Genomic DNA, 21,208 nt, shown 5'->3' with positions numbered 1-21,208 from the left:
TAGAGTCTGCGGCAAGGCACTGACAGAACGAGTAGAGCGAGTAGTTCGCGTCCCCGAGCTCAGCCTTTGGCGGGGTGGAATTTCTGCTGGGCAGCCACCAGCCCGCTGGACACCAGCATCTCGACGGCGTCTGCGGCTTCGTCCAGAAGGAACGGCAGCTCCTTCTTCTCCGCCGTCGCGAAATCACGCAGCACGTAGTCCGCAGTGTCCATCCTGCCGGGCGGTCGCCCGACCCCCACGCGGACGCGGAGGTAGTCTTTCGTGGCGAGGGCCTTGGAAATGTCCCGCAGTCCGTTGTGGCCGCCCTCCCCGCCGCCGATCTTCAGCTTGACGGTGTTGAACGGGATGTCGATTTCATCGTGGACCGCAATCACGTGGTCGGGCGCGATGCCGAAGAACTTCGACAGCGCAGACACCGGGCCGCCGGAGACGTTCATGTAGCACGTCGGCTTGGCCAGCACGATCCTCGGCCCGCCTATGCCGAGCCTGCCCTCCAGCACCTGGGCCCGGGCCTTGTGTGCCTTGAAGCCTCCCCCGATCCGGGAAGCAAGCTCGTCAAGGACCATCTGGCCAACGTTGTGCCGGTTGTTGCTGTATTGGGCGCCGGGGTTGCCAAGGCCGATGACCAACCAGGTTTCTGTCATGGACTCATCCTAGGAATCGAAGGGTGAAAGGAAAAAAGAAGTGGCCGGGACCCGTACGGGTTCCGGCCACTTCCAAAGCATTCCTGCCCCGGCTCCGCGTTTTCGGGAGCCGGCAAGGATTACTCGGCGGCGGGAGCGGCTTCCTCAGCAGCTTCCTCAGCCGGAGCAGCGGCTTCGGAGAGGTTGACGATCAGGGTCTCCGGGTCGCTCAGCAGGGAAGAACCCTTCGGCAGTTCGAGGTCGGAAGCGTGGACGTGGGCGCCCGCTTCGCGGCCTTCGATGCTTACCTCAACGGCGGTGGGCAGGTGGGTGGCCTCGGCCTCAAGGGAAACCGTGGTGGCTTCCTGGTTGACGACAACGCCGGAAGCGGGTTCGCCGGTGACGTGCACTGCAACGTCAACGGTGACCTTTTCGCCCTTCTGGACGGTCAGGAGGTCGATGTGCTCGATGATCTGCTTGATCGGGTCGCGCTGGATGTCCTTGACGATGGCCAGGTGCTCTTCGCCGTTGATGTCCAGGGACAGCAGGGCGTTGGCGACGCGGACGGCCAGGGTGGTGGCGCGGCCCGGCAGGTTGATGTGCAGCGGCTCTGCACCGTGGCCGTAGATGACGGCGGGGATCTGACCGGCTGCGCGGGCACGGCGGGCGTAGCCCTTGCCGAATTCGGTGCGCAGTTCTGCTGCGAGCTTCTGCTCAGACATAAGAGGCTCCTCTTGTTCGATGGCCGACGGCGAGAGCCGGGCCAGGTGGGCGGCGGGACTCGTCCGGCCGCCCGGCGGCCGTGAGGCCGGCATGGGAGCCCAGGACCCAGTCGATAACGGGACCACAGTATGCGGTCCCCTCGCCAAGGTGACGTTCCATCCTAGCAGACCCGCCGCCGTCGGACGTTCAGGGCTTAGGACGTTCAGGGCTTAAACGGAAAAGACCCACGGAACCGTGGGTCTTTTCCGGCGGGGAGGTCAGGCCTTGCCGTCAAACAGGCTGGTGACCGAGCCGTCGTCGAACACTTCGCGGATGGCGCGGGCGATCAGCGGCGCGATGGACAGCACCGTGAGCTGCGGGAAGCGCTTCTCGGCCGGGATCGGCAGGGTGTTGGTGACAACCACTTCGCGGGCACCGGACTCGGCCAGGCGCTGCGCGGCGGGGTCGGAGAACACGGCGTGGGTGCAGGCGATGATGACGTCCTTGGCACCGGCGTTCTTCAGCACCTGCACGGCGCCGGAGATGGTTCCGCCGGTGTCGATCATGTCGTCGATCAGCACGCAGGTGCGCCCTTCGATCTGCCCGACGACGGTCTTGGAGACGGCCTGGTTGGGCACCGTGAGGTCGCGCATCTTGTGCACGAAGGCCAGCGGGGCGCCGCCGAGGCGCTCGGCCCACTGCTCGGCCACACGGACGCGGCCGGTGTCCGGGGAGACCACGGTGATGTTGTCGGCCTCGACCTTGGTGCGGATGTAGTCGGCCAGCAGCGGGATGGCCATGAGGTGGTCCACCGGGCCGTCGAAGAAGCCCTGGATCTGCGAGGTGTGCAGGTCAACCGACATGATGCGGTCGGCGCCGGCGGTCTTGTAGAGGTCGGCCACCAGGCGGGCGGAAATCGGCTCGCGGCCGCGGCCCTTCTTGTCCTGGCGGGCGTAGGGGTAGAACGGGGAGACCACGGTGATCCGCTTGGCCGAAGCGCGCTTGAGCGAGTCGATCATGATCAGCTGTTCCATCAGCCAGTTGTTCAGCGGTGCCGGGTGCGCCTGGATCACGAAGGCGTCGGTGCCGCGAACACTCTCGGCGGAGCGGACGTAGATCTCTCCGTTGGCAAAGTCGTAGGCATCGATCGGCAGGAGCTCGGTTTCCAGCTCCTTGGCGATTTCCTGCGCAAGCTCCGGGTGGGCCCGCCCGGCGGCAAGGACCAGTTTCTTCTCGCCGTGTGCCGTAATTTCGCTCATGCCTGTGTGCCCTCTTCTGTGGTTGCCGGAGTACTTGAGGAGTCTGGGGTGCCGGCGTCCTGCGCCAGCCGGGCGGCGGCCAGCAAGGCGGAGTTGCTGCCGGGGCGGTTGGCGATGACCCAACCTTCGGAGTTCCGCTGCCCTGCCGCGTTGACGGCCAGGGCGCCTGCCGGGACATCCTTGCGGATCACGGTGCCGGCGCCGCTGTAGGCGCCGTCGCCGACGGTGACAGGAGCAACGAAGACCGTGTTGGACCCGGTGCGGACGCCGGAGCCGATCACGGTGCGGTGCTTCTTCTCGCCGTCGTAGTTGGCGGTGATGTTGCCGCAACCGATGTTGGTGTCTTCACCGATTTCGGCATCGCCGGCGTAGCCGAGGTGGGAGAGCTTGGAACCGCGGCCGATGGTCACGTTCTTGGTTTCGTAGAAGGCACCGATCTTGCCAGTCTCCCCCAGGACCGTGCCCGGGCGCAGGTAGGTGAACGGGCCGACGCTTGCCTTCGCCCCGATCGTGGCGCCCGAGCCGTGGGTACGGGTCACCTTGGCGCCCTCGCCAACCTGCACATCGGTGAGGGTCGTGTCGGGGCCGACGACGGCGTCGCGCGCCACCGTGGTGCTGCCGTGCAGTTGCGTGTTGGGCAGCAGGCGGACGTCTTCGTCGAGGGTGACGGTGGAGTCGATCCAAGTGGTGGCGGGATCGACGACGGTGACGCCGGCGCGCATCCAGCCTTCGACGATGCGGCGGTTGTGTTCGGCGCCGAGGGCGGCGAGCTGCACGCGGTCGTTGGCGCCTTCCACCTGCCATCGGTCGCCGGTGACGACTGCGGCCACCCGGCCGCCGCCCTGGCGGGCGATGGCGAGGACGTCCGTGAGGTACTTCTCGCCCTGGACGTTGTCGGTGGTGACATGGTTCAAGGCATCGCGCAGCACGGCGGCGTCGAAAGCGTAGATTCCGGAGTTGATCTCGCGGATGGCCCGCTCGGCGTCGCTGGCGTCCTTGTGTTCCCGGATGCCCAGCACGGAGCCGTCTGCGGCGCGCAGGATGCGGCCATAGCCGGTGGCGTCGTCCAGGACGGTGGTAAGCACCGTCACGGCGTTGCCGCCGGCCTCGTGCGCCGCGACCAGCTCGGCGAGCAGGCCGGAGCTGAGCAGCGGGACGTCGCCATAGGTCACCACCACGGTGCCGTCCACGGTGCCTTCCTTGTCCAGTGCTTCGAGGCCCTGTTCGACGGCGCGGCCGGTGCCGGGGACCTCGTCCTGGTCCACCACAAGCGCGTCCGTGGCAATCTCGGCCAGGTGTGCAGCCACGAGATCGCGCTGGTGCCGGACCAGCACGGCAAGACGTTTGGGGTTGATGCCCCGGGCTGCATCGAGGGCATGTCCCACCATGGATTTTCCACCGATGGGATGGAGGATCTTGGGTGTACGCGATTTCATGCGTGTGCCCGCACCAGCGGCCAGGACGATTACAGCGGCAGGGCCAGTTGCGGCGGGGCTCACTAAGTCGCTCTCCTTGTTCGGTTTCCACCGGGGTGGACCCGGCTGCGGCATCTGCTCAATCCTACTCTGGCTCCGGAGGCCGCCATCCGCCGCCAAGGCGGGACGATCCCGGGAAAACAGTGCCGGCAGATCACCGACGAGTTCCGCCCATAGGATTCGAACCTATACTCCACGGCTCCAAAGGCCGGGGTGCTGCCGTTACACCAGAGCGGACCGTGCGCTTTTGCGGCAGGCCGTGGCCTGCGGTTCCCCGGGCTGGCCGGGTAGCGCACACAGGTACCAAGTCTGCCATGACCGTTTGCTTCCGCGCGACTTCGGACCGCCGCTGGCTCGTCACGCGCCGCCAAACCACCCGGGACGGACTCCATGGAATCCGGCCTCCTTGTCATGAGGCATGATGGTTGGGTGAGCAAGAGCACAGGATTTTCCCGGGAGGACGGCGGAACAGCGGGCACCATGCAAGCCTCCGCCGGCCGCCCCGTCCGTTCACGGATGACAGGTCCGCAGCGCCGCTCACAGCTGATCGACGTCGGCCGGGGCCTTTTCGCCGCCCGCGGCCTGGACGGCACCACCATCGAGGAAGTCGCGGCAGCGGCGGGCGTCTCCAAGCCGGTGATCTACGAACACTTCGGCTCCAAGGAAGGCCTCTACACCAAAGTAGTGGAGAGCGAATTCCGGATTCTGCTGGATTCCATCAACGATTCCCTCGCGGTCGAAGCCAAGCCGCGCGTCCTCGTGGAACGGGCGGCCCTGGCCCTTCTCGGCTACATCGAAGAACGCACGGACGGCTTCCGGATCCTCATGCGCGACGCCCCGCCGTCCCAGCCCGAAGGCGCCTTCTCCACGCTGCTCTCCCATGTGACCGCCCGCGTGGAGCACATCCTCTCCGACGAGTTTTCCCGCCGCGGTTTCAGTTCCGCCGACGGCGCGATGTACGCCCAGATGCTCGTGGGCATGGTGGCGATGACCGGCCAATGGTGGCTCGACAGCCGCACTCCGGACAAGCGCGCCGTCGCGGCGCACCTGGTCAACCTCGCATGGAACGGCCTCACCGGCCTGCAAAAGGACCCGGAACTCCGCGACGAAGGCTGACTCCCCGTAGTCACCTTGTCGTCAGACTGCCGGCGTGACCTCGCCTTCCGCGTCGCCCACCTTCGTTCTGGTCACCTTGGGTGGCGGAGACGGCCCTTCCGCGTCGCTTAGACACGTCACATAGGGAGCGCGCCGGTCGCTGGGCGACCGCAGGGGCCTATCGGCCGTAAGCGTCGTCCCGAGGGCCCCGACGCGAGCTTGCGAGTGTCGGGAAGGGACCTACGCGCTAAGCGACGGCGGAGGGCCGTTGTCTGCGTCTCAGGTGACCACGGGGTGAGTGGAGAAGTAGCGCCCCTACTCCCCCAGGACCTCTGCCGCCTCAAGCCATTCGAGTTCCAGGCCTTCTTTTTCTGAGAGGAGTTCCTGGAGCTTGGTGTTGAGATCGCCCAGCGCGTCGAAGTCGCCGGACTCGGACTTGGCCGCCATCTGGGTGTGCAGCTTTTCTTCCTGCTGGGCGATCTTGCCGAGCTGGCGGTCGATCCGGTTCAGTTCCTTGCGGGCTTCGCGCTTTTCGGCTTCGGTGGGGCCGTTTGTACCGGCTGCGCCGGAGGCGGCGCCCGCGGTGCCGGAGGCCGCCGTCGGGCTGGTGCCGGCAGCGCTGACGGTGCCGGAAGCAAGGGCCGCTTCGCGCAGTTCCAGGTATTGGTCGACGCCGCCGGGCAGGTCGCGCAGCTTGCCGTCGCCCAGCAGCGCCATCTGGGAGTCCGTGACGCGTTCCAGGAGGTAGCGGTCGTGGCTGACCACCACAAGGGTTCCGGGCCAGCCGTCCAGCACGTCTTCGACGGCGGCGAGGGTGTCGGTATCGAGGTCGTTAGTGGGTTCATCAAGCATCAGGACGTTGGGTTCGCCCACCAGCAGGCGCAGCAGCTGCAGGCGGCGCCGTTCACCGCCGGAGAGGTCGGCCACGGGGGTCCACTGCTTTTCCTTGGTGAAGCCGAGCTGCTCCACGAGCTGCCCGGCCGTGAGTTCCTTGCCGGCCACGTTGAAGGAGCGCTTCTCGCGTTCGATGACCTCGACGACGCGCAGGTCCTTGACCTCGTCGAGTTCCTTGACGTCCTGGCTGAGGACGGCGGTGACCACTGTCTTGCCGCGCTTGACCTTCCCGGCATCGGGTGTGATGTCGCCGTTGAGCAGGCGCAGCAGGGTGGACTTCCCGGCGCCGTTGACGCCCACGAGGCCGAGGCGCTGGCCGGGGGCCAGGCGCAGGGTCACGTTGTTGAAAAGCTTCCGGCCGGCGTCGTCGCCCTGGAAGTCGAGCGACACGCTCTCCAGGTCCAGCACGTCCTTGCCGAGGCGGGCGGTGGCCATCTTGTTCAGGGCGACGGCGTCCCGGGGCTCGGGGACGTCGGCGATGATTTCGTTGGCCGCTTCGATGCGGAACTTGGGCTTGGAGGTACGGGCGGGCGCGCCCCGGCGCAGCCAGGCCAGTTCCTTCTTGACCAGCTGCTGGCGCTTGTTCTCGACGACGGCGGCCGTACGGTCGCGTTCGGCGCGGGCCAGCACATAGGCGGCGTACCCGCCGTCGAACGGGTCCACGATGGCGTCGTGGACTTCCCAGGTGCGGTTGCAGACTTCGTCGAGGAACCAGCGGTCGTGGGTGACCACCAGGAAGGCGCCTTGCTTGGCGCGCCAGCGGGACTTCAGGTGCCGGGCCAGCCAGGCGACGCCTTCGACGTCGAGGTGGTTGGTGGGTTCGTCCAGCATGATGACGTCGTGGTCCTCGATGAGGAGCTTGGCCAGGGCGACGCGGCGCTTCTGGCCGCCGGAAAGCGCGTGGACGTTGGCGTGCCAGTCCACGTCGCCCACCAGGCCGCCCATGATTTCGCGGATCTTCGGGTTCGCCGCCCATTCGTGGTCGGCACGGTCGCCGACGATCGCCGTGCCGACGGTAAGGTCCCCGTCCAGCACGTCGGACTGGTCCAGGTAGCCGATGTTCACGTCGCCGCGCTTGGTGACCCGGCCGGAGTCCGGGGTGGAGCGCATTGCGAGCAGCCGCATCAGGGTCGACTTGCCGTCGCCGTTCCGGCCCACCATGCCGATCCGGTCGCCGTCCTCCAGACCGAGCGTGACGCCGTCCAGGACGGTGCGGGTTGCAAAGGAAACGGTGAGGTTCTCACCGCCGAGCAGGTGGGCCACTGGGTACTACTTTCTACGGTGCTGGTTTCCGCCGTCCGGGCACAGGGGTACCGGAGGCAAAGTGGGGAGGCTGTGTTAATGCAGGGTATCGGAGATGATCCGCGCCCCGGGAACGGGCCCGTGGACGGACAAGGCCGTATGGCCCAGGTGTCCGAGTTCTTCGGCCAGTTCGCGGGCGGCGGCGGGACTGTGCGCCAGCAGCGCCACGGTGGGTCCGGAACCGGAAACAAAGCCGGCCAGGGCGCCTTTGGACTCACCGAGCCCGATGGTGTCCCGCAGCTGCGGGGCGAGCTCGATCGAGGCGCGCTGGAGGTCGTTGACCAGCACTCGGCTCAGCGCTTCGGGATCGCCTCCGCGCAGGGCCTGCAGGATCTTGGCGTCCACCTCGCTCGGTTCGGCCGTGTCTACGCCTTCGGCGTCACGCAGGCGGTCCAGGGTCCGGAAGACCTCCGGCGTGGAGAGTCCGTAGTCGGCGCAGACCAGCACCCAGTCCATCTGTGCCTTCGCCAGTGCCGGGGAGAGCTTGTCCCCCACGCCCAGCCCGACGGCGGTGCCGCCCAGCAGCGAGAACGGCACGTCCGCGCCGAGCTCGGCCGCCAGGTGGGCCAGTTCCTCGCGGGACAGGCCGCTGTTCCAGAGGGCGTCGCAAGCCAGCAGGGTTGCCGCGGCGTCGGCGGAGCCGCCGCCCATGCCGCCGGCCACCGGCACCCGCTTGGTGATTTCCAGGTGCACGCCGGTGGCGTTCTCGGAGACCTCGGCCATGATCGCGGCCGCCTTGTGCGCAAGGTTCCGTTCGTCCAGCGGGATGTCGACGGCGTCGAGCTCCAGCGTGCTGTCCGGGCTGATGCTGATGGTGATGCCCGGCGTCTGGGTGCTGGTGGCGGCCACTTCCTCGTAGAGGGAAACGGCCAGGTACACGCTGGCCACTGAATGGTAGCCGTCCGGGCGCAGCGGGCCCACCTTCAGGGAGACGTTGACCTTGCCGGGCGCGCGGACCTTCACGGTGCGCGGCACGAAGCGGGCCTGGTTTCCGGCGACGGCGCGGCTCATGCGACCTGCGGGTGGCGTGCCTCGGCGATCCGGATGAAGGCGCCGATATCCAGCACTTCGCCGCGCGCCGTCGGGTCCACGCCTGCGGCCACGAGGCAGCGTTCGGCCTCCGCGGCGCTTCCCGCCCAGCCGGCCAGGGCGGCGCGGAGGGTCTTGCGGCGCTGGGCGAACGCGGCGTCGATGACGGCGAACACCTGCTTGCGGGTGGCGTGCGTGGTGTGGGGTTCCTGGCGGGTGAAGGCCACGAGCCCTGAGTGGATCTTGGGGGCAGGCCAGAACACATTCATGCCGATTACCCCGGCCTTGCGCATGTGCCCGTACCAGGCGGCCTTGACCGATGGGACGCCGTAGATCTTGGACCCCGGAGTTGCCGCGAGCCGGTCCGCCACCTCGTCCTGCACCATGACTAGTCCGTGGCGCAGGCTCGGGAAGTGCTCCAGCAGGTGCAGCACCACGGGCACGGCGACGTTGTAGGGCAGGTTGGCCACCAGCGCCGTGGGCTGGACGGGAAGCTCGGTGACCTTCATGGCGTCCGAAAGCACGAGGTGGAAGTCGTCAGCGGCGTCGGGGCGCCATGCGCGCACTGTCTCCGGCAGCTTGGCCGCCAGCACCGGATCGATTTCGACCGCCACGACTTCCTTGGCGGCGTCGAGCAGGCCCAACGTCAGCGAGCCCAGGCCGGGGCCGACCTCGAGGACGGTTTCTTCCGGGTCCACGCCGGCGGCGGCGACGATGCGGCGGATGGTGTTGCCGTCGATGACGAAGTTCTGGCCCAGCGTCTTGGTGGGGCGGACACCGATTTCCTCGGCGAGCCGTCGGATGTCGGCGGCTCCCAGGAGCGGCGCGACGGCGGCAGGTTCGGAATTCGCTTCAGTCACCTAGGTATCCTATCGCCCGCCCGGTGCCCGAAGTTCCGGCGGGGCCACGTACGGCGAAGGCCGGGCCCGGAAAATCCGGACCCGGCCTTCATAGTCGCTTTGGTGCTGCCGTCAGGCTGCCCAGCCGCAGCCCCACGGGGAAAGGCCGCGCTGCGCGTAGACACGGTTGGCGATGTCGATCTGCTGGGCCTTGCTGGCCAGGCTGGCGTTGGGGGCGTAGGCGCCGCCGCCGGAGCCGAGCCAGGTCTGGATATCGAACTGGAGGCCGCCGTAGTAGCCGTTGCCCGTGTTGATGGCCCAGTTTCCGCCGGATTCACACTGGGCAATGCGGTCCCACATGGCTTCGTTCGGGGCGCCGGTGGGCCCACTGGAGGTCGCGGGGGCCGGGCGTTCCTTGGTGCCCACGGTGACTTTCTCGGCCACGGGCTTGAGGGTCACGGTGGAGGAGAGCAGCGTGCGGGAGGCTTCGCGGCCGTCGACCAGGACCAGCTTGAACTTCTTGTTGAGCTGGCCGAGGACACCTTCCTGGGTGACCTTTTCCTCGTCGCTGTACATCGAGGAGCTCTTGGTGGTGACGGTCTCGAAGGGGACGTTCTCGGTGACGGTGGCCGTCTTGGAGAGGTCCACGCGGGACACCTTGATCACCATGTTCTTGATGACCGGGGCCTGGCGGGGCTGGGAAACGCGGTCATTCGCGCCCAGCACGACGCCGGCGTCCTTCAGGACGGTGGCAACGTCGGCCGCCGTCGTGGTCTTGACGGAGCTCTTGCCGTCCGCGATCAGCGTGACCTTCTTGGGGGTCGAGATCGAGACGACGGAGCCGGAGACGGCCAACTGCATGTCCTTGTCCGCGGAGACGGCCGAGGAGCTTGCCACGCCGAGTTCGGTGATGAGGCCGCCGACGTTCGGGGAGGTCGTGTTGACGGTCCGCTGGGTGCCGTCGAGTGTGACCGAGACCGACTTGGCCAGGTTCACGTTGATGATGGAGCCGTTCTGCACCGAAGCATCCAGCGCCGGGCTGACCCGGTCCGCCGGCTTGAGCTCGACCTTGGCAGCCTTGACCACCTGGTCAACCGTGCCGCCGAAGGTCTGGATGGAGCTCACCTTTCCGTCGACATTAAGGGTGACTGTCTTGTTGTTGCCCGTGAAGGCGACAACCCCGAGCACCAGCGCCGAAAGCACCAGCAGCTGCGCAGCGACTTTGGGAAAGCTGAACTTGCCGTCCGTGGTGAAGAACTTGACCATAATTGCCCGTAACTGTTGGACCATCCGGGCACGGGGAATAGCGCACTTGCCCTCCTGCCGCGGTCCTGGCCCAAGCGCGCAGGCGCAAGGGAATCCCGCGGCGGAGCACGTGCGCCGCCACTACCGATCTACGTGAAAATTTCCTGTACGAACGGAGCTTTCGTATCCGCTGGCCTTCCCCGACCCCGGCTACTGGTTACCCACTGTAACCGAAGCGTTATAAATCGACCAAGAAATTGTGCATACCGCGTATGCATCTCCAGCCTGTCCGAAGCCGCGTTAGTCCCAGGATCCGTAGGCCGCGAGCGTGTTGTCGGCCAGTTGTCCGCACAGCCCGGCGAGGTCTTTTTCCGCAACGTCGGCCATGGCCCGCACGGTGTACGGGACCATGTAGCTGGCATTGGGCCGGCCGCGGTGGGGGTGCGGGGTGAGGAATGGCGAGTCGGTTTCCACCAGCATGAGTTCCGGCTCGGAAATCAGCAGTGCTTCGCGGAGGTTCTCTGCATTCTTGAAGGTGAATGTGCCCGCGAAGGACATGTACCAGCCGTTCTGGTTGCAGATGCGGGCCAGCTCGGCTCCGCCGGAGAAGCAGTGGAAGACGACCTTCTCCGGGGCGCCTTCCTCGCGCAGTACCTGGACGACGTCGTCGTGGGCGTCCCGGTCGTGGATCTGCAGCGTCAGCCCGAGCCGCTTGGCGATGTCGATGTGCCGCCGGAAGGAATAGCGCTGGTGGGCAAGCCCGTCCCCGTGGGTACGGAAGAAGTCCAGCCCCGTTTCGCCGATAGCCCGCACCCGCGGGTGCCCGGCCAGCTCCTCGATCTCGGCGAGCGCGCTCTCCAGTTCGCCCCGGTCTGCGTAGCCCGGGGCGTCATTGGGATGGATGGCGACCGCGCCCAGCAGTCGCCGGTCCGCTTCCACGGCTTGCACAGTGAAGCGGGAAGACTCCAGGTCGCAGCCCACCTGCACCGCCCCTTGGACGCCGACGGCGGCCGCCGCATCCAGCGCGTCCGCCACCGATACCTCCAGCAGGCCGTGCCGGAAGTCGAGGTGCGTATGGTTGTCCATCACCGGAACGGGCAACGGCTCCGGCGCGGGCGGGTACTCCTTGCGGGCCCGTTTGCTTGAGGTTTCTTCGGCGTCGCCGGCGGCATCTTCCGGAGCGCGGTAGGAAAGCGGTGGAAGGGAATTGCACATGCGTCAACCCTAACGGCCTGCGGTCCTGAGATTGGCCGCGGATCTGGCCCTGTCTGCAGCGGGCACCGTCTGGGTAGTCTTGGTAGCAGGGGGTGGAGCATCCCGTCGGGCCGTGGGCCTGCGGGGTTCCGTCATGGTTGAAGGGTTGTCCATGGATTCACAGCATCAGAGCGCGGTCCGGCACCAGGGAATCGTCCATATGGAGGATGTTCCGGCCGAACCGGGATCGTCCAACGGCCACCGGCACGCCGCCATGCCCGCCGCGGAATTCCACGCCGCCAGCGAGAAGATCCTGGCTGCCATCAACCAGGTGATCGATGGCAAGGCAGAAGCCGCAAAGCTCGCCCTCACCGTCCTCCTCGCCCAGGGCCACCTGCTGGTTGAAGACGTTCCCGGCGTCGGGAAGACCATGCTCGCCAAGACCCTCGCCCGGAGCATCGACTGCGGCGTCAGCAGGATCCAGTTCACCCCCGACCTGCTGCCCTCGGACGTGACCGGGGTGTCCATCTACAACCAGTCCTCCCGGCAGTTCGAGTTCCGCAAGGGCGCGGTGTTCGCCAACATCGTCATCGGCGACGAGATCAACCGCGCCTCCGCGAAGACGCAGTCCGCCCTGCTGGAATGCATGGAGGAACACCAGGTCACGGTGGACGGCCAGTCCTACAAGATGGCCGAACCGTTCATGGTGGTCGCCACCCAGAACCCAATCGAGATGGAGGGGACATACCCCCTCCCCGAAGCGCAGCGTGACCGGTTCATGGCCCGGATCTCCATGGGCTACCCGGACCAGGCCTCGGAGATCGAGATGCTGGAGACCCACCAGGCCGTCTCCCCGCTGGCGAAGGTCACCCCGGTGGTGACTGCGGCCGACGTCGCCGCCATGATCACTGCGGTGCAGCAGGTGTATGTTTCCCAGGCCGTCAAGGAATACACCGTGGCGATCGGGCACGCCACCCGGGACAGCGCCCGCCTCCGGCTCGGGGCCAGCCCGCGCTCGCTGCTGCAGTTGCTGCGGGCCGCCAAGGCCACCGCTGCCTTGGAAGGCAGGGATTTCGTGCTCCCGGACGACGTCGTTGCGGTGGCCGAGCCGGTGCTTGCCCACCGCATCATCCTGGAGCGGAAGGCCGCCGGCGCGGGCGACACCCCGCAGAGCGTTATCCGCGCCATCCTGGCGTCCTTGCCGATCAGCCGGGACGCCGCGGCCGACACCCGCCGAGGGCCCATGCCGTCCGGGTTCCCTGACCGAGCGCAGCGAGGTCAGGGAGACGGCAGGGACTAGGAGCCTCCCGTGGCCGTGCTGGAGTTGCTCCCGAAGCACCTGTTCACCACCCGGGGCTGGGGCCTGCTGGCCGCCGGCACGGCTTCCCTGCTGCTCGCCCAGATCATGGGCCGCCGCGACCTGCTGGCGCTGGGCATCCTGCTCATCGTGCTGCCGCTTGTTTCGCTGGCCGGAGTGCGTGTGCTCAAGCCGCGGTTCCAGGTGTTCAGGGATTTCACGCCCCCCACGGTGGAGACCTCCTCGACAGCGACCGTCCGCCTGGCGGTGGCGCGCACCGGCAGTTCGAACACGCCGGTGATCATGCAGGAGCAGTTGCCGCCGCGCTTCGGCGAACCCCCGGCGTTCCGCTTCCCCGCCCGCTCCGCGAGCGGCGGCACCAGCCGCTACGAATACCACCTGCGCTCGGGCAGGCGCGGCCAGTTCAAGATCGGCCCGGTGACCGCCGAGTTCTGTGATCCCTTCGGCTTGTCCCTGCACCGGCACACCATCGACGACGGCGAGCTGCTCACGGTGACGCCGGCCGCCGTCGAACTCCCCGCGACCGGGCTCGCCGGCGCGCGCGGCAACGACGGCGTCACAGCCACGCGGATCAGGGCCAATCCGAGCGACGACGACGTCATGACCCGTGAATACCGGCATGGCGACCCGATGCGCCGGGTCCACTGGGCAGCAACGGCGCACCACGGCGAGCTGATGGTCCGGCAGGAGGAATCGGTTACCACCCCCGAGGCCACCATCATCATGGATCACCGCTACTCCTCCTTCGCCACCGGGCCGGGGTCCCGTTTCCCGGCAGGCCACGATGACTCCTTCGAACTGCTCAGCAGCGACAGCTTCGAATGGGCCGTGACCGCGGCGATGTCCATCAGCGCGCACCTCGCCGAACGCAACTACTCGCTGCGGTTCCTGGACGCATCCGGCAACCCGGCATTCCGCGGCTCCCATTCGGCCCCGTTCCCCGACACCGAGGAGTACAGCGGCTCCAGCGGGCTGCAGTCCATCAGCGAAAGCCTGGCCGCCATCCAACTGGACGGCCCGCGCCACCTGCACGGCGAGGTCAAGCGGGGCGACACCCGGAACGGCGAAAGCGGAAGTCCCGACGGCGGCGAGGCACCGTTCGATGACCGCCTCATGGACAAGCTCGCGGCACACCGCCTCCGCGGCCCGGTGCTTGCCCTGCTCGGTTCGCTGGGCGAGGCCGAAGCGAGGGCCCTCGCACCGGCCGCCGGTTACGGCGCCAACGCCTTCGCGTTGCTGGTTACCGAGCATCCGCGCAGCGTCCAGCCTGCCGTGGATGCGCTCCGGCTGGGCGGCTGGCGAGCCCTCGCCGTCAATCCACGGACGCAACTGGCCGCGGCCTGGTCAGCGTTCGACCAGGGGGAAATCATCGCGGCGGCGACTGCGGCGATGGACGTCCGGCGCGGAGCGGCGGTGCCGCGATGAGTGCCGCGATGAGTGCCGCGATGAGTGCCGCGGTGAGCGGACAGCGCGGCGGTGCCTATCCCTGGGCCGTGGCCGGTGCCATCGCCACCGCGGTCATCGGCGTCTCCCTGTCCCTCAACGGGGTCCTCAGGGGCTGGGCGTGGCTGGTCCCGGTCGTCGTCACCGTCGTCGTCGTGGTCCTCGCGATGGCGCTGCTGCGGGCGTTCCGGGCGCCGGCAGCACTCGTGACCCTGGGCGGCCTCGCAGCCCTCACGTTCATCCTGTGCAGCACTTTCCTCAGGAAGGAGAGCATCGCCGGCTTCATCCCCGGCCCCGCAAGCGTGAAGCAGGCCTTCGTCCTGTTCGACCGGGCCGGCGAAACGGTCTATGCCGAGACAGCGCCTGTGGCCCCGAACACCGGAATCGTGCTGCTGAGCTGCCTCTGCCTGGGCCTCGTGGTGATCCTGGTCGATACCCTCGCCGTTCCGCTGGCGATGCCTGCCACCTCGGGCCTTGGCCTGCTCGCGGTGCTCGTGGTCCCGGCCACGATCAAACCCCAGGGTGCGGGGCTGGCCGGTTTCGCGGTGGCAGCGGCCGGCTTCATCCTGATCCTTGGCTGCGCCCAACGCTTCGCCCCGGACGACCGGCTCCAGTCCGGCGCCGGCCTGGGGCAAGGCCAGTTCCGGCGCTCCGTGGTGCTCGGCGGGGCCGCACTCGCCGTGGGCCTGGTCCTTCCTTTGGCCGTCCCGGGTTTCGACCAGGGCACGTTCCCCGTCGGGTCCCGCTTGAACCCCTGGGGGCCGTCGAACGGCTTGAATCCGATGATCACCCTCGGCAACAGCCTGCGCACCCCCACCGGGGACGGCCGGATCACCTACGCAACGAGCTCAAGTTCACCGGTCTACCTGCGTTCGGTCACGATCGACCGCTTCGAAGGCGAAAGCTGGGCGCCCGATGACAGGGCCTCCAGCCGCCGGCTCGGCACCGGGCAGATTGTTCCCGGATACCGGCTCCCGGAAGACCTCGTCCGTGAACAGACCGTCATCGACACCGGCCAGTTCACCAGCCCGTATCTGCCGGTCCCGTACACGCCGGCTGCGGTCAATGGGCTCAACGGCCGCTGGTCCTGGGATCCGCTGACCCTGAGCATTCGGGGCGAGGACTCCACCTCACGGAACCAGCATTACACGGTCGTCTCGGTTTTCCCGCAGATCACGGCTGGAGCCCTGAGCCGGGCGGGAACAGCCTCCCCGGGCCCCGGCGAGCTTCCGGGCGAATTCACCCAGGTCCCGGGCAACCTTCCGGAGATCGTCCGGACCACCGCCGGCACGCTAACCGCGGGCATCCGGAACAACTTCGCCAAGGCCCTGGCCATCCAGAGGTACCTGCGGTCGGCCGAGTTCACGTACTCCCTGCAGGCCCCGGTCCAGGGCGGCTACGACGGCAACGGCCTGTCCGTGCTGGCCGATTTCCTCCAGCAAAAGAGCGGCTACTGCGTGCACTTTGCCTCCGCGATGGCCGTCATGGCCAGGGTTTCGGGCATCCCCAGCAGGATCGCAGTCGGTTACGCGCCAGGGCATCCCACCGGGAACTCCATCGCCGTAGGCGACCGCGAGCCGCTGACAGAATTCGCGGTGGATGCCCGGGACGCGCACGCCTGGCCGGAGCTCTATTTCGAGGGGCTTGGCTGGGTGCCGTTCGAGCCGACACCTTCCCGGGGTTCCGTTCCGGACTATGCTGCCGACGCCGTGATCCCGGGCGGCAGCGGCAGCAACCTGGACGAGGATGCCATCCCGATCCCGAACCAGACACCCCAGCCCAACAGCAGCGCCCTTCCGCCCGCTCCGCTGCCGGGCGCCGGTACAGGGGCCGGGGCCGGAATCCCGCAGGCTGTCTTTGTCCTGGCGGGCGTGCTGCTTGCGGCGGCATTGCTGGCCTCGCCGCGCCTGCTCCGGGCTGGCATCCGGGCCCGCCGCCTTAGGGAATTCCGCCCGGCAGCCCAGGCGGCTGCCGCCGTATCGCCCGCACTGGCCTGGGAAGAGCTGCAGGACCTGGCCCGCGACTACGGCCATGTCCCGCAGGCCAGCCAAACGCCCCGGCATTTTGCCGCCGGGCTGCAGGAGTCCCTTCCTTCCGCACACGCCGACGACGCCGGCATGCGGGCAGTGCGTGCCCTCACCGGCGATTTCGAACGGCACCGTTACGGTCGCCCCTCGGACGGCGGCACCCCCGGCGCCGGGTCCCGGCTCACTGCCGAGCGGCTGGCCGAGGTCCGGGCAATGCTGCGACGCGGAGGGTCATGGCTGGTGCGCTTGCGCGCCGACTGGTTCCCGCCGTCGTTGTTGTCCCGCTGGTTCCGGACGGTTTCCGCCCCGTTCCGCTGGATCGGCCGCAGTGCCGTGCACGCGGGCAGCCGGGCCTGGAGCGCCTGCCGGAAGGCCGTCCGGCGGCTGCGGCGCGGCAACTGAGGCGCGGCAACTGAGGCGCGGCAACTGAACGGCGGGACCGCGCGAACGGAAAGGGCCCGGCTCCGGATTGTTCCGGAACCGGGCCCTCGCCTGTTGTTGTGTGGAGGCTGCTGCTAGCCGGCGTACGGGTCGGCGATGCCGATGTACTGGGTGGTGGTGTACTCGGCGATGCCCTCGGCGCCGCCTTCACGGCCCAGGCCGGACTGCTTCACGCCGCCGAACGGTGCCGCGGCGTTCGAGATGACACCGGCGTTGAAGCCGACCATGCCGAACTCGATCTGCTCGGCCACGCGGAACATGCGGGCGTAGTCGCGGGTGTAGAGGTAGGACGCCAGGCCGTACTCGCTCGCGTTGGCCAGCTTGATGGCCTGCTCTTCGGTGGCGAAGGTGGTCACGGGGGCCACCGGTCCGAAGATCTCGGAGCCGAGGATGTCGGCGTCGTTCGGAACGTTTGCGAGGACCGTTGGCGCGTAGAAGTAGCCGTCGCCCTCGACCGGACCGCCGCCGGTGGCGACAGTGGCACCCTGGGCCACGGCAGCGGTGACCAATGCGTGGACGTCGTCGCGGGCACCGGAGTCGATCAGCGGACCCACCTTGGACGTGTCTTCGGTTCCGCGGCCCGTGGTCAGGGCACCCATGGCGGCAGCGAACTTTGCGGTGAATTCCGCGGCCACGGACTCGTGGACCAGGAAGCGGTTGGCAGCGGTGCAGGCCTCGCCCATGTTGCGCATCTTGGCGGCCATGGCGCCTTCGACGGCCTTGTCCAGGTCGGCATCCTCGAAGACGATGAACGGTGCGTTGCCGCCCAGTTCCATGGAGGTGCGCAGGACGTTGTTGGCGGCGTCGGCGATCAGGCGCTTGCCCACGGGGGTGGAACCGGTGAAGGAGACCTTGCGGAGGCGGGAGTCCTTCATGATCGGGCCGGAGATGGAAGAGGCGCTGGAGGAGGACACCACGTTGACGACACCGGCGGGCACGCCTGCTTCGGCCAGGGTTGCCACGAACAGTTGGGTGGTCAGCGGGGTGAACTTGGCGGGCTTGATCACCATGGTGCACCCGGCGGCGATGGCCGGAGCGACCTTGCGGGTGGCCATGGCGAGCGGGAAGTTCCACGGGGTGATCAGGAGGCAGGGGCCCACCGGCTTGCGCTGGACAAGGATCTTGTTCTTGCCCTCGGGGGTGGTGAGGTAGCGGCCGTAGTCGCGCACGGTTTCTTCGGAGAACCAGCGGAGGAACTCGGCCCCGTAGGTGACCTCGCCACGGGCCTCGGCCAGCGGCTTGCCCATTTCGAGGGTCATAAGGAGGGCGAAGTCCTCGGCGCGTTCGGTGACGAGTTCAAAGGCGCGGCGGAGGATCTCGGCGCGCTCGCGCGGCGCGGTGCGGGCCCAGCCGGCCTGCGCGGCGTCGGCGGCATCGAGGGCGGCGAGGGCGTCCTCGCTGGTGCCGTCGGCGATGCTCAGGAGGACTTTGCCGGTGGCCGGGTCCTCGACATCGAAGGTCTGGCCGGTGGAGGCGGCGCGCCACTCACCGTTGATGAACAGACCGGTGGGAACCTTGGCGAGCAGCTCGGCTTCGCGATCGGCGGTGACAGTCACAGTGACTCCTTCGTCAGGTGGTGGATTGTAGAAATGCACCAACCCATGGTGTTACGTGGGTCGCAGTATTGCGGGATTAACAGCCACGGTACTGCTGGAATCAAAAGAGTGTCTACGCCTTCGCGCACTGCTCCCGGCACCGGTCTCTGTGCACTTGCACAGCCGGTTCCGGGGCCGTGCGGGCACAGTCCCTACCGCGCCGCGAGCACTGCCCCTAACGCGCCGCGAGCACGGCAGAGTACAGTTCCCGCTTGCTGACGCGGGCCTCCTCGGCGACGGCGGCAACTGCCTCCTTCAGCCGGATTCCCTGCGCCACCAGCTCGTTGACGGCGGCCACGTGGTCCTCCGGAGTGCCGGGCGCCTGCTCGGGTGCGCCGTCCACCACTACGGCGATTTCACCGCGGACCTCGCTGTTTTCCGCCCACTCCAGCAGTTCATGGACGGTGCCACGGAGGACTTCCTCATAGGTCTTGGTCAGTTCGCGGCACACGGCGACCCTGCGCTCCCCGCCGAAGCGGTCATGGAGCGCCCGGAGCATGGCTTCGAGCCGGTGCGGGGCTTCAAAGAACACCATGGTGCGGCGTTCGGCGTCGAGCTCCGCCAAGCGGGAGCTGCGCTCCCCCGCCTTGCGCGGCAGGAAGCCTTCGAAGCAGAAGCGGTCGGTGGGCAGGCCGGAGAGGGCGAGGGCCGTCAGCACCGCGGACGGACCGGGCACGGCGGTGACGAACAGTCCCGCTGCCACGGCTGCCTCGACCAGCCGGAAGCCGGGGTCGGAGACGGCGGGCATGCCGGCGTCGCTCACCATCAGGATGGTCTTGCCCGCCTGGACCTGTTCCAGGAGGTCTGCGGTCTTGGTGGCCTCATTGTGCTCGTGGTAGCTGATGACACGGCCCGAGACCTCGATGCCCAAGGCGTGCACCAGCCGGTGAAGCCGGCGGGTGTCCTCGGCGGCGATGACGTGTGCGGTCTGGAGGAGTTCCACCAGGCGGCTTGAGGCGTCACCGACGTTGCCGATCGGCGTGGCCGCGAGCACGATCCTGCCGCCACCCGGAATGACGGGCAGGAGATCGCGGCTCAGGGCGTCTTCCGCTGCGGTTTCCTGTGGGGTCTCCGGGTCGGAATCGACGACGTCGGCCTGGGGCTGCGCTTCTTCACTCACCTGACCAAGCCTAGCCCCCAACGCTACCCAGGAAATCGCTCCGCATGCCCGGGAACCTCGACTGCGCGGGAACCGTGGCTAATCCGCAGGGAAGGCGCGGACAATCTCCGCAGGGAACGCCCCCAGCAGGGCCCTGCGCAATTTCTTACTCCTCTTCCACTCGGAGACGTCGACCTCCGTGCTCCGGCCGCGGAGGTCGATCAGGCAGACACAGCCACAGCTGCGGTCCCCTACCAGTGCGACGTCCGCCAGTGCGATCGCTTTGGTCTTGTTGCCGCTCCGCTTCAGTACGCGATCCGGGCTGAGCCAGAGGGTGTCCTCGGATCCCTTGGTCCGCCAGGTTCTGTGCCCGTTGGATTCGGCAGTTTCCGTGTCCTGCCAGATCCGGGAGCGGTCAAAGGCCAACCCGTGAGCTGCGGCGTGCTTCCTGCGGGGCTTCGCAAACCCGGCGACGGCGACCATGAGGCTTTCCATGCTCCCTACGAGAGATGCCGTGAGCCCCTTCGCCGTCAAAGACTCCAGGTGCTGGACGGCGGCTTCCACGGTGGGCGTGCTCCGTCCACGCAGCCCGTCCACGGCCAACTGGTCAAGGTGCCAATCCGGGACGGAACGTCCGTACTCCAAGCCAGCGATCCGGGCTTTCCGCGCGCAGGCCAAGGCTTCCTCACTGAATCCGTCCCGTGCCACTTCGCGCAGTGCAGCAACGCCCGAGTCGAAGGCCGCGATGATGTTCGACGACGTCGGATCGAGGATGAGGTCAAGTTGAGTATTGTCCTCATCCACCGTCGTCTGGAAGTCGACAGCCCAGTAGATCAGTCCACGGTCGTGGCCGAGCCGACGGTGCAACTCGTAGCGAAGCGCTTCGGCTAGCAGAGCGGCATCCACAGCGGGGACAAGCAAAGACAGCGCCACGCCGTCCTTCGTGGAAACGATCAGCGTCGGTTCGGTGACGAGCGGGGCGGCCACCGTTCGCTCCGGGACCCTGCCCGACGGCAACCGGACCTCCAAAGAGCCGGGGATCCGGCCGGAGAATGTCAAGGCTGCGTTGTCCGCAACGAGCCACTGTCCGGCCCATGCAAGCAGCTCGGGCCTGGTCAGGCTCTGTGTCGCCGGTACCCCGAAATGGGCGGCTCCGAGGTCGGTAGTTCCGAAGCGGTTGCACATCAGACCGCTCGAGACGGCACGGAACTTGTTCGGGTCCTCCGCCTCGATGATGGCCTTCTCCAGGGCGATGTCCTCATCGGACACCCCGGGGAACCCTAGAACTGCGTCCGCGATGGTGTTCAGGAACTCCCCGACGTCGGCCGGCTCTCCCCTTGCCCAGAACTCCACCGAATCCGTGTCCGTAGCGGCGCCATGCAGCACCGTCATCGGCCGGATGGAGCGGAGCAGCAGATGCTCCACAAGATGGGTGATGCCGGCCAGGGCTGCAGGCTCATCACGCATTCCGACGCCGAAATGCAGCGTGCCGAGGCACGGCCCTTCCCCGTCGAGCGAATACGTCGGGATGCCGTTATGGATACCTGTCTGTACCTTCTGCGTCATGACGGACAGTCTCCCAGAAAGCGCCCGGCTTCCACGCCGGGCACACGCGCTGCGCCCACAGC

Annotated in this window: 16 protein-coding genes and 1 tRNA gene; 4 read left to right on the top strand and 13 right to left on the bottom strand. The window is 67.8% G+C overall.

The features are described 5' to 3' along the window. Nucleotides 1-59: 59 nt before the first annotated feature. The 5 genes from pth to ACN9M4_RS05735 all read right to left on the bottom strand — a co-directional run bounded on the left by pth (nucleotide 60) and on the right by ACN9M4_RS05735 (nucleotide 4,296). A complete protein-coding gene (gene pth / locus ACN9M4_RS05755) occupies nucleotides 60-644 on the bottom strand; it encodes an aminoacyl-tRNA hydrolase (RefSeq protein WP_426302593.1) in 585 nt (194 codons plus the stop codon). A 119-nt stretch (nucleotides 645-763) separates the two neighbouring features. Continuing rightward, nucleotides 764-1,345 carry a 50S ribosomal protein L25/general stress protein Ctc gene (locus ACN9M4_RS05750; RefSeq protein WP_426302592.1) on the bottom strand — a complete coding sequence of 194 codons (582 nt, stop codon included), beginning with the start codon at nucleotides 1,343-1,345 and terminating at the stop codon, nucleotides 764-766. 258 nt (nucleotides 1,346-1,603) lie between these two features. After that, on the bottom strand, nucleotides 1,604-2,584 hold the full coding sequence (locus ACN9M4_RS05745) for a ribose-phosphate diphosphokinase (protein ID WP_074586418.1): 981 nt from the start codon (nucleotides 2,582-2,584) through the stop codon (nucleotides 1,604-1,606). Beyond that, nucleotides 2,581-4,083, bottom strand: coding sequence for a bifunctional UDP-N-acetylglucosamine diphosphorylase/glucosamine-1-phosphate N-acetyltransferase GlmU (gene glmU, locus ACN9M4_RS05740; RefSeq protein ID WP_426302591.1), 1,503 nt, complete (start codon nucleotides 4,081-4,083; stop codon nucleotides 2,581-2,583). The genes ACN9M4_RS05745 and glmU overlap by 4 nt, the downstream gene beginning before the upstream one ends. Nucleotides 4,084-4,224: 141 nt before the next feature. Beyond that, a tRNA-Gln gene (locus ACN9M4_RS05735) sits at nucleotides 4,225-4,296 on the bottom strand. 243 nt (nucleotides 4,297-4,539) lie between these two features. Between ACN9M4_RS05735 and ACN9M4_RS05730 the strand changes: the two genes are divergently transcribed. Then, entirely contained in the window at nucleotides 4,540-5,175 is a 636-nt protein-coding gene (locus ACN9M4_RS05730) for a TetR/AcrR family transcriptional regulator (RefSeq protein ID WP_426303405.1), read from the top strand. Nucleotides 5,176-5,469: 294 nt separating this feature from the next. Here the strand turns inward: ACN9M4_RS05730 and ACN9M4_RS05725 are convergent, their stop codons facing one another. The 5 genes from ACN9M4_RS05725 to ACN9M4_RS05705 form a co-directional block, all read right to left on the bottom strand. Then, on the bottom strand, nucleotides 5,470-7,311 hold the full coding sequence (locus ACN9M4_RS05725) for an ABC-F family ATP-binding cassette domain-containing protein (protein WP_426302590.1): 1,842 nt from the start codon (nucleotides 7,309-7,311) through the stop codon (nucleotides 5,470-5,472). A 75-nt stretch (nucleotides 7,312-7,386) separates the two neighbouring features. Then, on the bottom strand, nucleotides 7,387-8,361 hold the full coding sequence (locus ACN9M4_RS05720; RefSeq protein ID WP_426302589.1) for a 4-(cytidine 5'-diphospho)-2-C-methyl-D-erythritol kinase: 975 nt from the start codon (nucleotides 8,359-8,361) through the stop codon (nucleotides 7,387-7,389). Continuing rightward, nucleotides 8,358-9,239 (bottom strand): 16S rRNA (adenine(1518)-N(6)/adenine(1519)-N(6))-dimethyltransferase RsmA, encoded by an 882-nt coding sequence (rsmA, locus tag ACN9M4_RS05715; RefSeq protein ID WP_426302588.1) that lies wholly within the window; start codon nucleotides 9,237-9,239, stop codon nucleotides 8,358-8,360. Before rsmA ends, ACN9M4_RS05720 begins: the two co-directional genes overlap by 4 nt. A gap of 111 nt (nucleotides 9,240-9,350) precedes the next feature. Beyond that, nucleotides 9,351-10,484, bottom strand: coding sequence for a transglycosylase family protein (locus ACN9M4_RS05710; protein WP_426302587.1), 1,134 nt, complete (start codon nucleotides 10,482-10,484; stop codon nucleotides 9,351-9,353). A gap of 279 nt (nucleotides 10,485-10,763) precedes the next feature. Then, nucleotides 10,764-11,678, bottom strand: coding sequence for a TatD family hydrolase (locus tag ACN9M4_RS05705; RefSeq protein WP_426302586.1), 915 nt, complete (start codon nucleotides 11,676-11,678; stop codon nucleotides 10,764-10,766). 199 nt (nucleotides 11,679-11,877) lie between these two features. Here ACN9M4_RS05705 and ACN9M4_RS05700 point away from each other — a divergent pair, with 199 nt between their 5' ends. The 3 genes from ACN9M4_RS05700 to ACN9M4_RS05690 are packed head-to-tail and all read left to right on the top strand — an operon-like array spanning nucleotide 11,878 to nucleotide 16,847. Beyond that, nucleotides 11,878-12,957: an AAA family ATPase gene (locus tag ACN9M4_RS05700; protein ID WP_426303404.1), complete on the top strand. Its 1,080-nt coding sequence runs from the start codon at nucleotides 11,878-11,880 to the stop codon at nucleotides 12,955-12,957. A 9-nt stretch (nucleotides 12,958-12,966) separates the two neighbouring features. After that, nucleotides 12,967-14,400: a DUF58 domain-containing protein gene (locus ACN9M4_RS05695; protein ID WP_426302585.1), complete on the top strand. Its 1,434-nt coding sequence runs from the start codon at nucleotides 12,967-12,969 to the stop codon at nucleotides 14,398-14,400. A gap of 8 nt (nucleotides 14,401-14,408) precedes the next feature. Then, complete coding sequence (locus tag ACN9M4_RS05690) at nucleotides 14,409-16,847, top strand: transglutaminase TgpA family protein (protein ID WP_426302584.1); 2,439 nt, start codon at nucleotides 14,409-14,411, stop codon at nucleotides 16,845-16,847. Between the two features lie 113 nt (nucleotides 16,848-16,960). Here the strand turns inward: ACN9M4_RS05690 and ACN9M4_RS05685 are convergent, their stop codons facing one another. The 3 genes from ACN9M4_RS05685 to ACN9M4_RS05675 form a co-directional block, all read right to left on the bottom strand. Beyond that, the gene (locus tag ACN9M4_RS05685) at nucleotides 16,961-18,442 is read right to left on the bottom strand and encodes an NAD-dependent succinate-semialdehyde dehydrogenase (RefSeq protein ID WP_426302583.1); all 1,482 of its coding nucleotides are present in this window, start codon (nucleotides 18,440-18,442) and stop codon (nucleotides 16,961-16,963) included. Between the two features lie 214 nt (nucleotides 18,443-18,656). Next, nucleotides 18,657-19,520 carry a 16S rRNA (cytidine(1402)-2'-O)-methyltransferase gene (gene rsmI, locus ACN9M4_RS05680; RefSeq protein WP_426303403.1) on the bottom strand — a complete coding sequence of 288 codons (864 nt, stop codon included), beginning with the start codon at nucleotides 19,518-19,520 and terminating at the stop codon, nucleotides 18,657-18,659. A gap of 159 nt (nucleotides 19,521-19,679) precedes the next feature. Then, nucleotides 19,680-21,146 carry a M16 family metallopeptidase gene (locus ACN9M4_RS05675; RefSeq protein WP_426302582.1) on the bottom strand — a complete coding sequence of 489 codons (1,467 nt, stop codon included), beginning with the start codon at nucleotides 21,144-21,146 and terminating at the stop codon, nucleotides 19,680-19,682. Between the last annotated feature and the right edge of the window lie 62 nt (nucleotides 21,147-21,208).

Origin of the sequence: Arthrobacter sp. R-11, assembly GCF_049913155.1 — a bacterium.
GTDB lineage: Bacteria > Actinomycetota > Actinomycetes > Actinomycetales > Micrococcaceae > Arthrobacter.
Note: the sequence above shows the minus strand (reverse complement) of the source record. Positions and strands in the feature narration are given on the sequence as shown.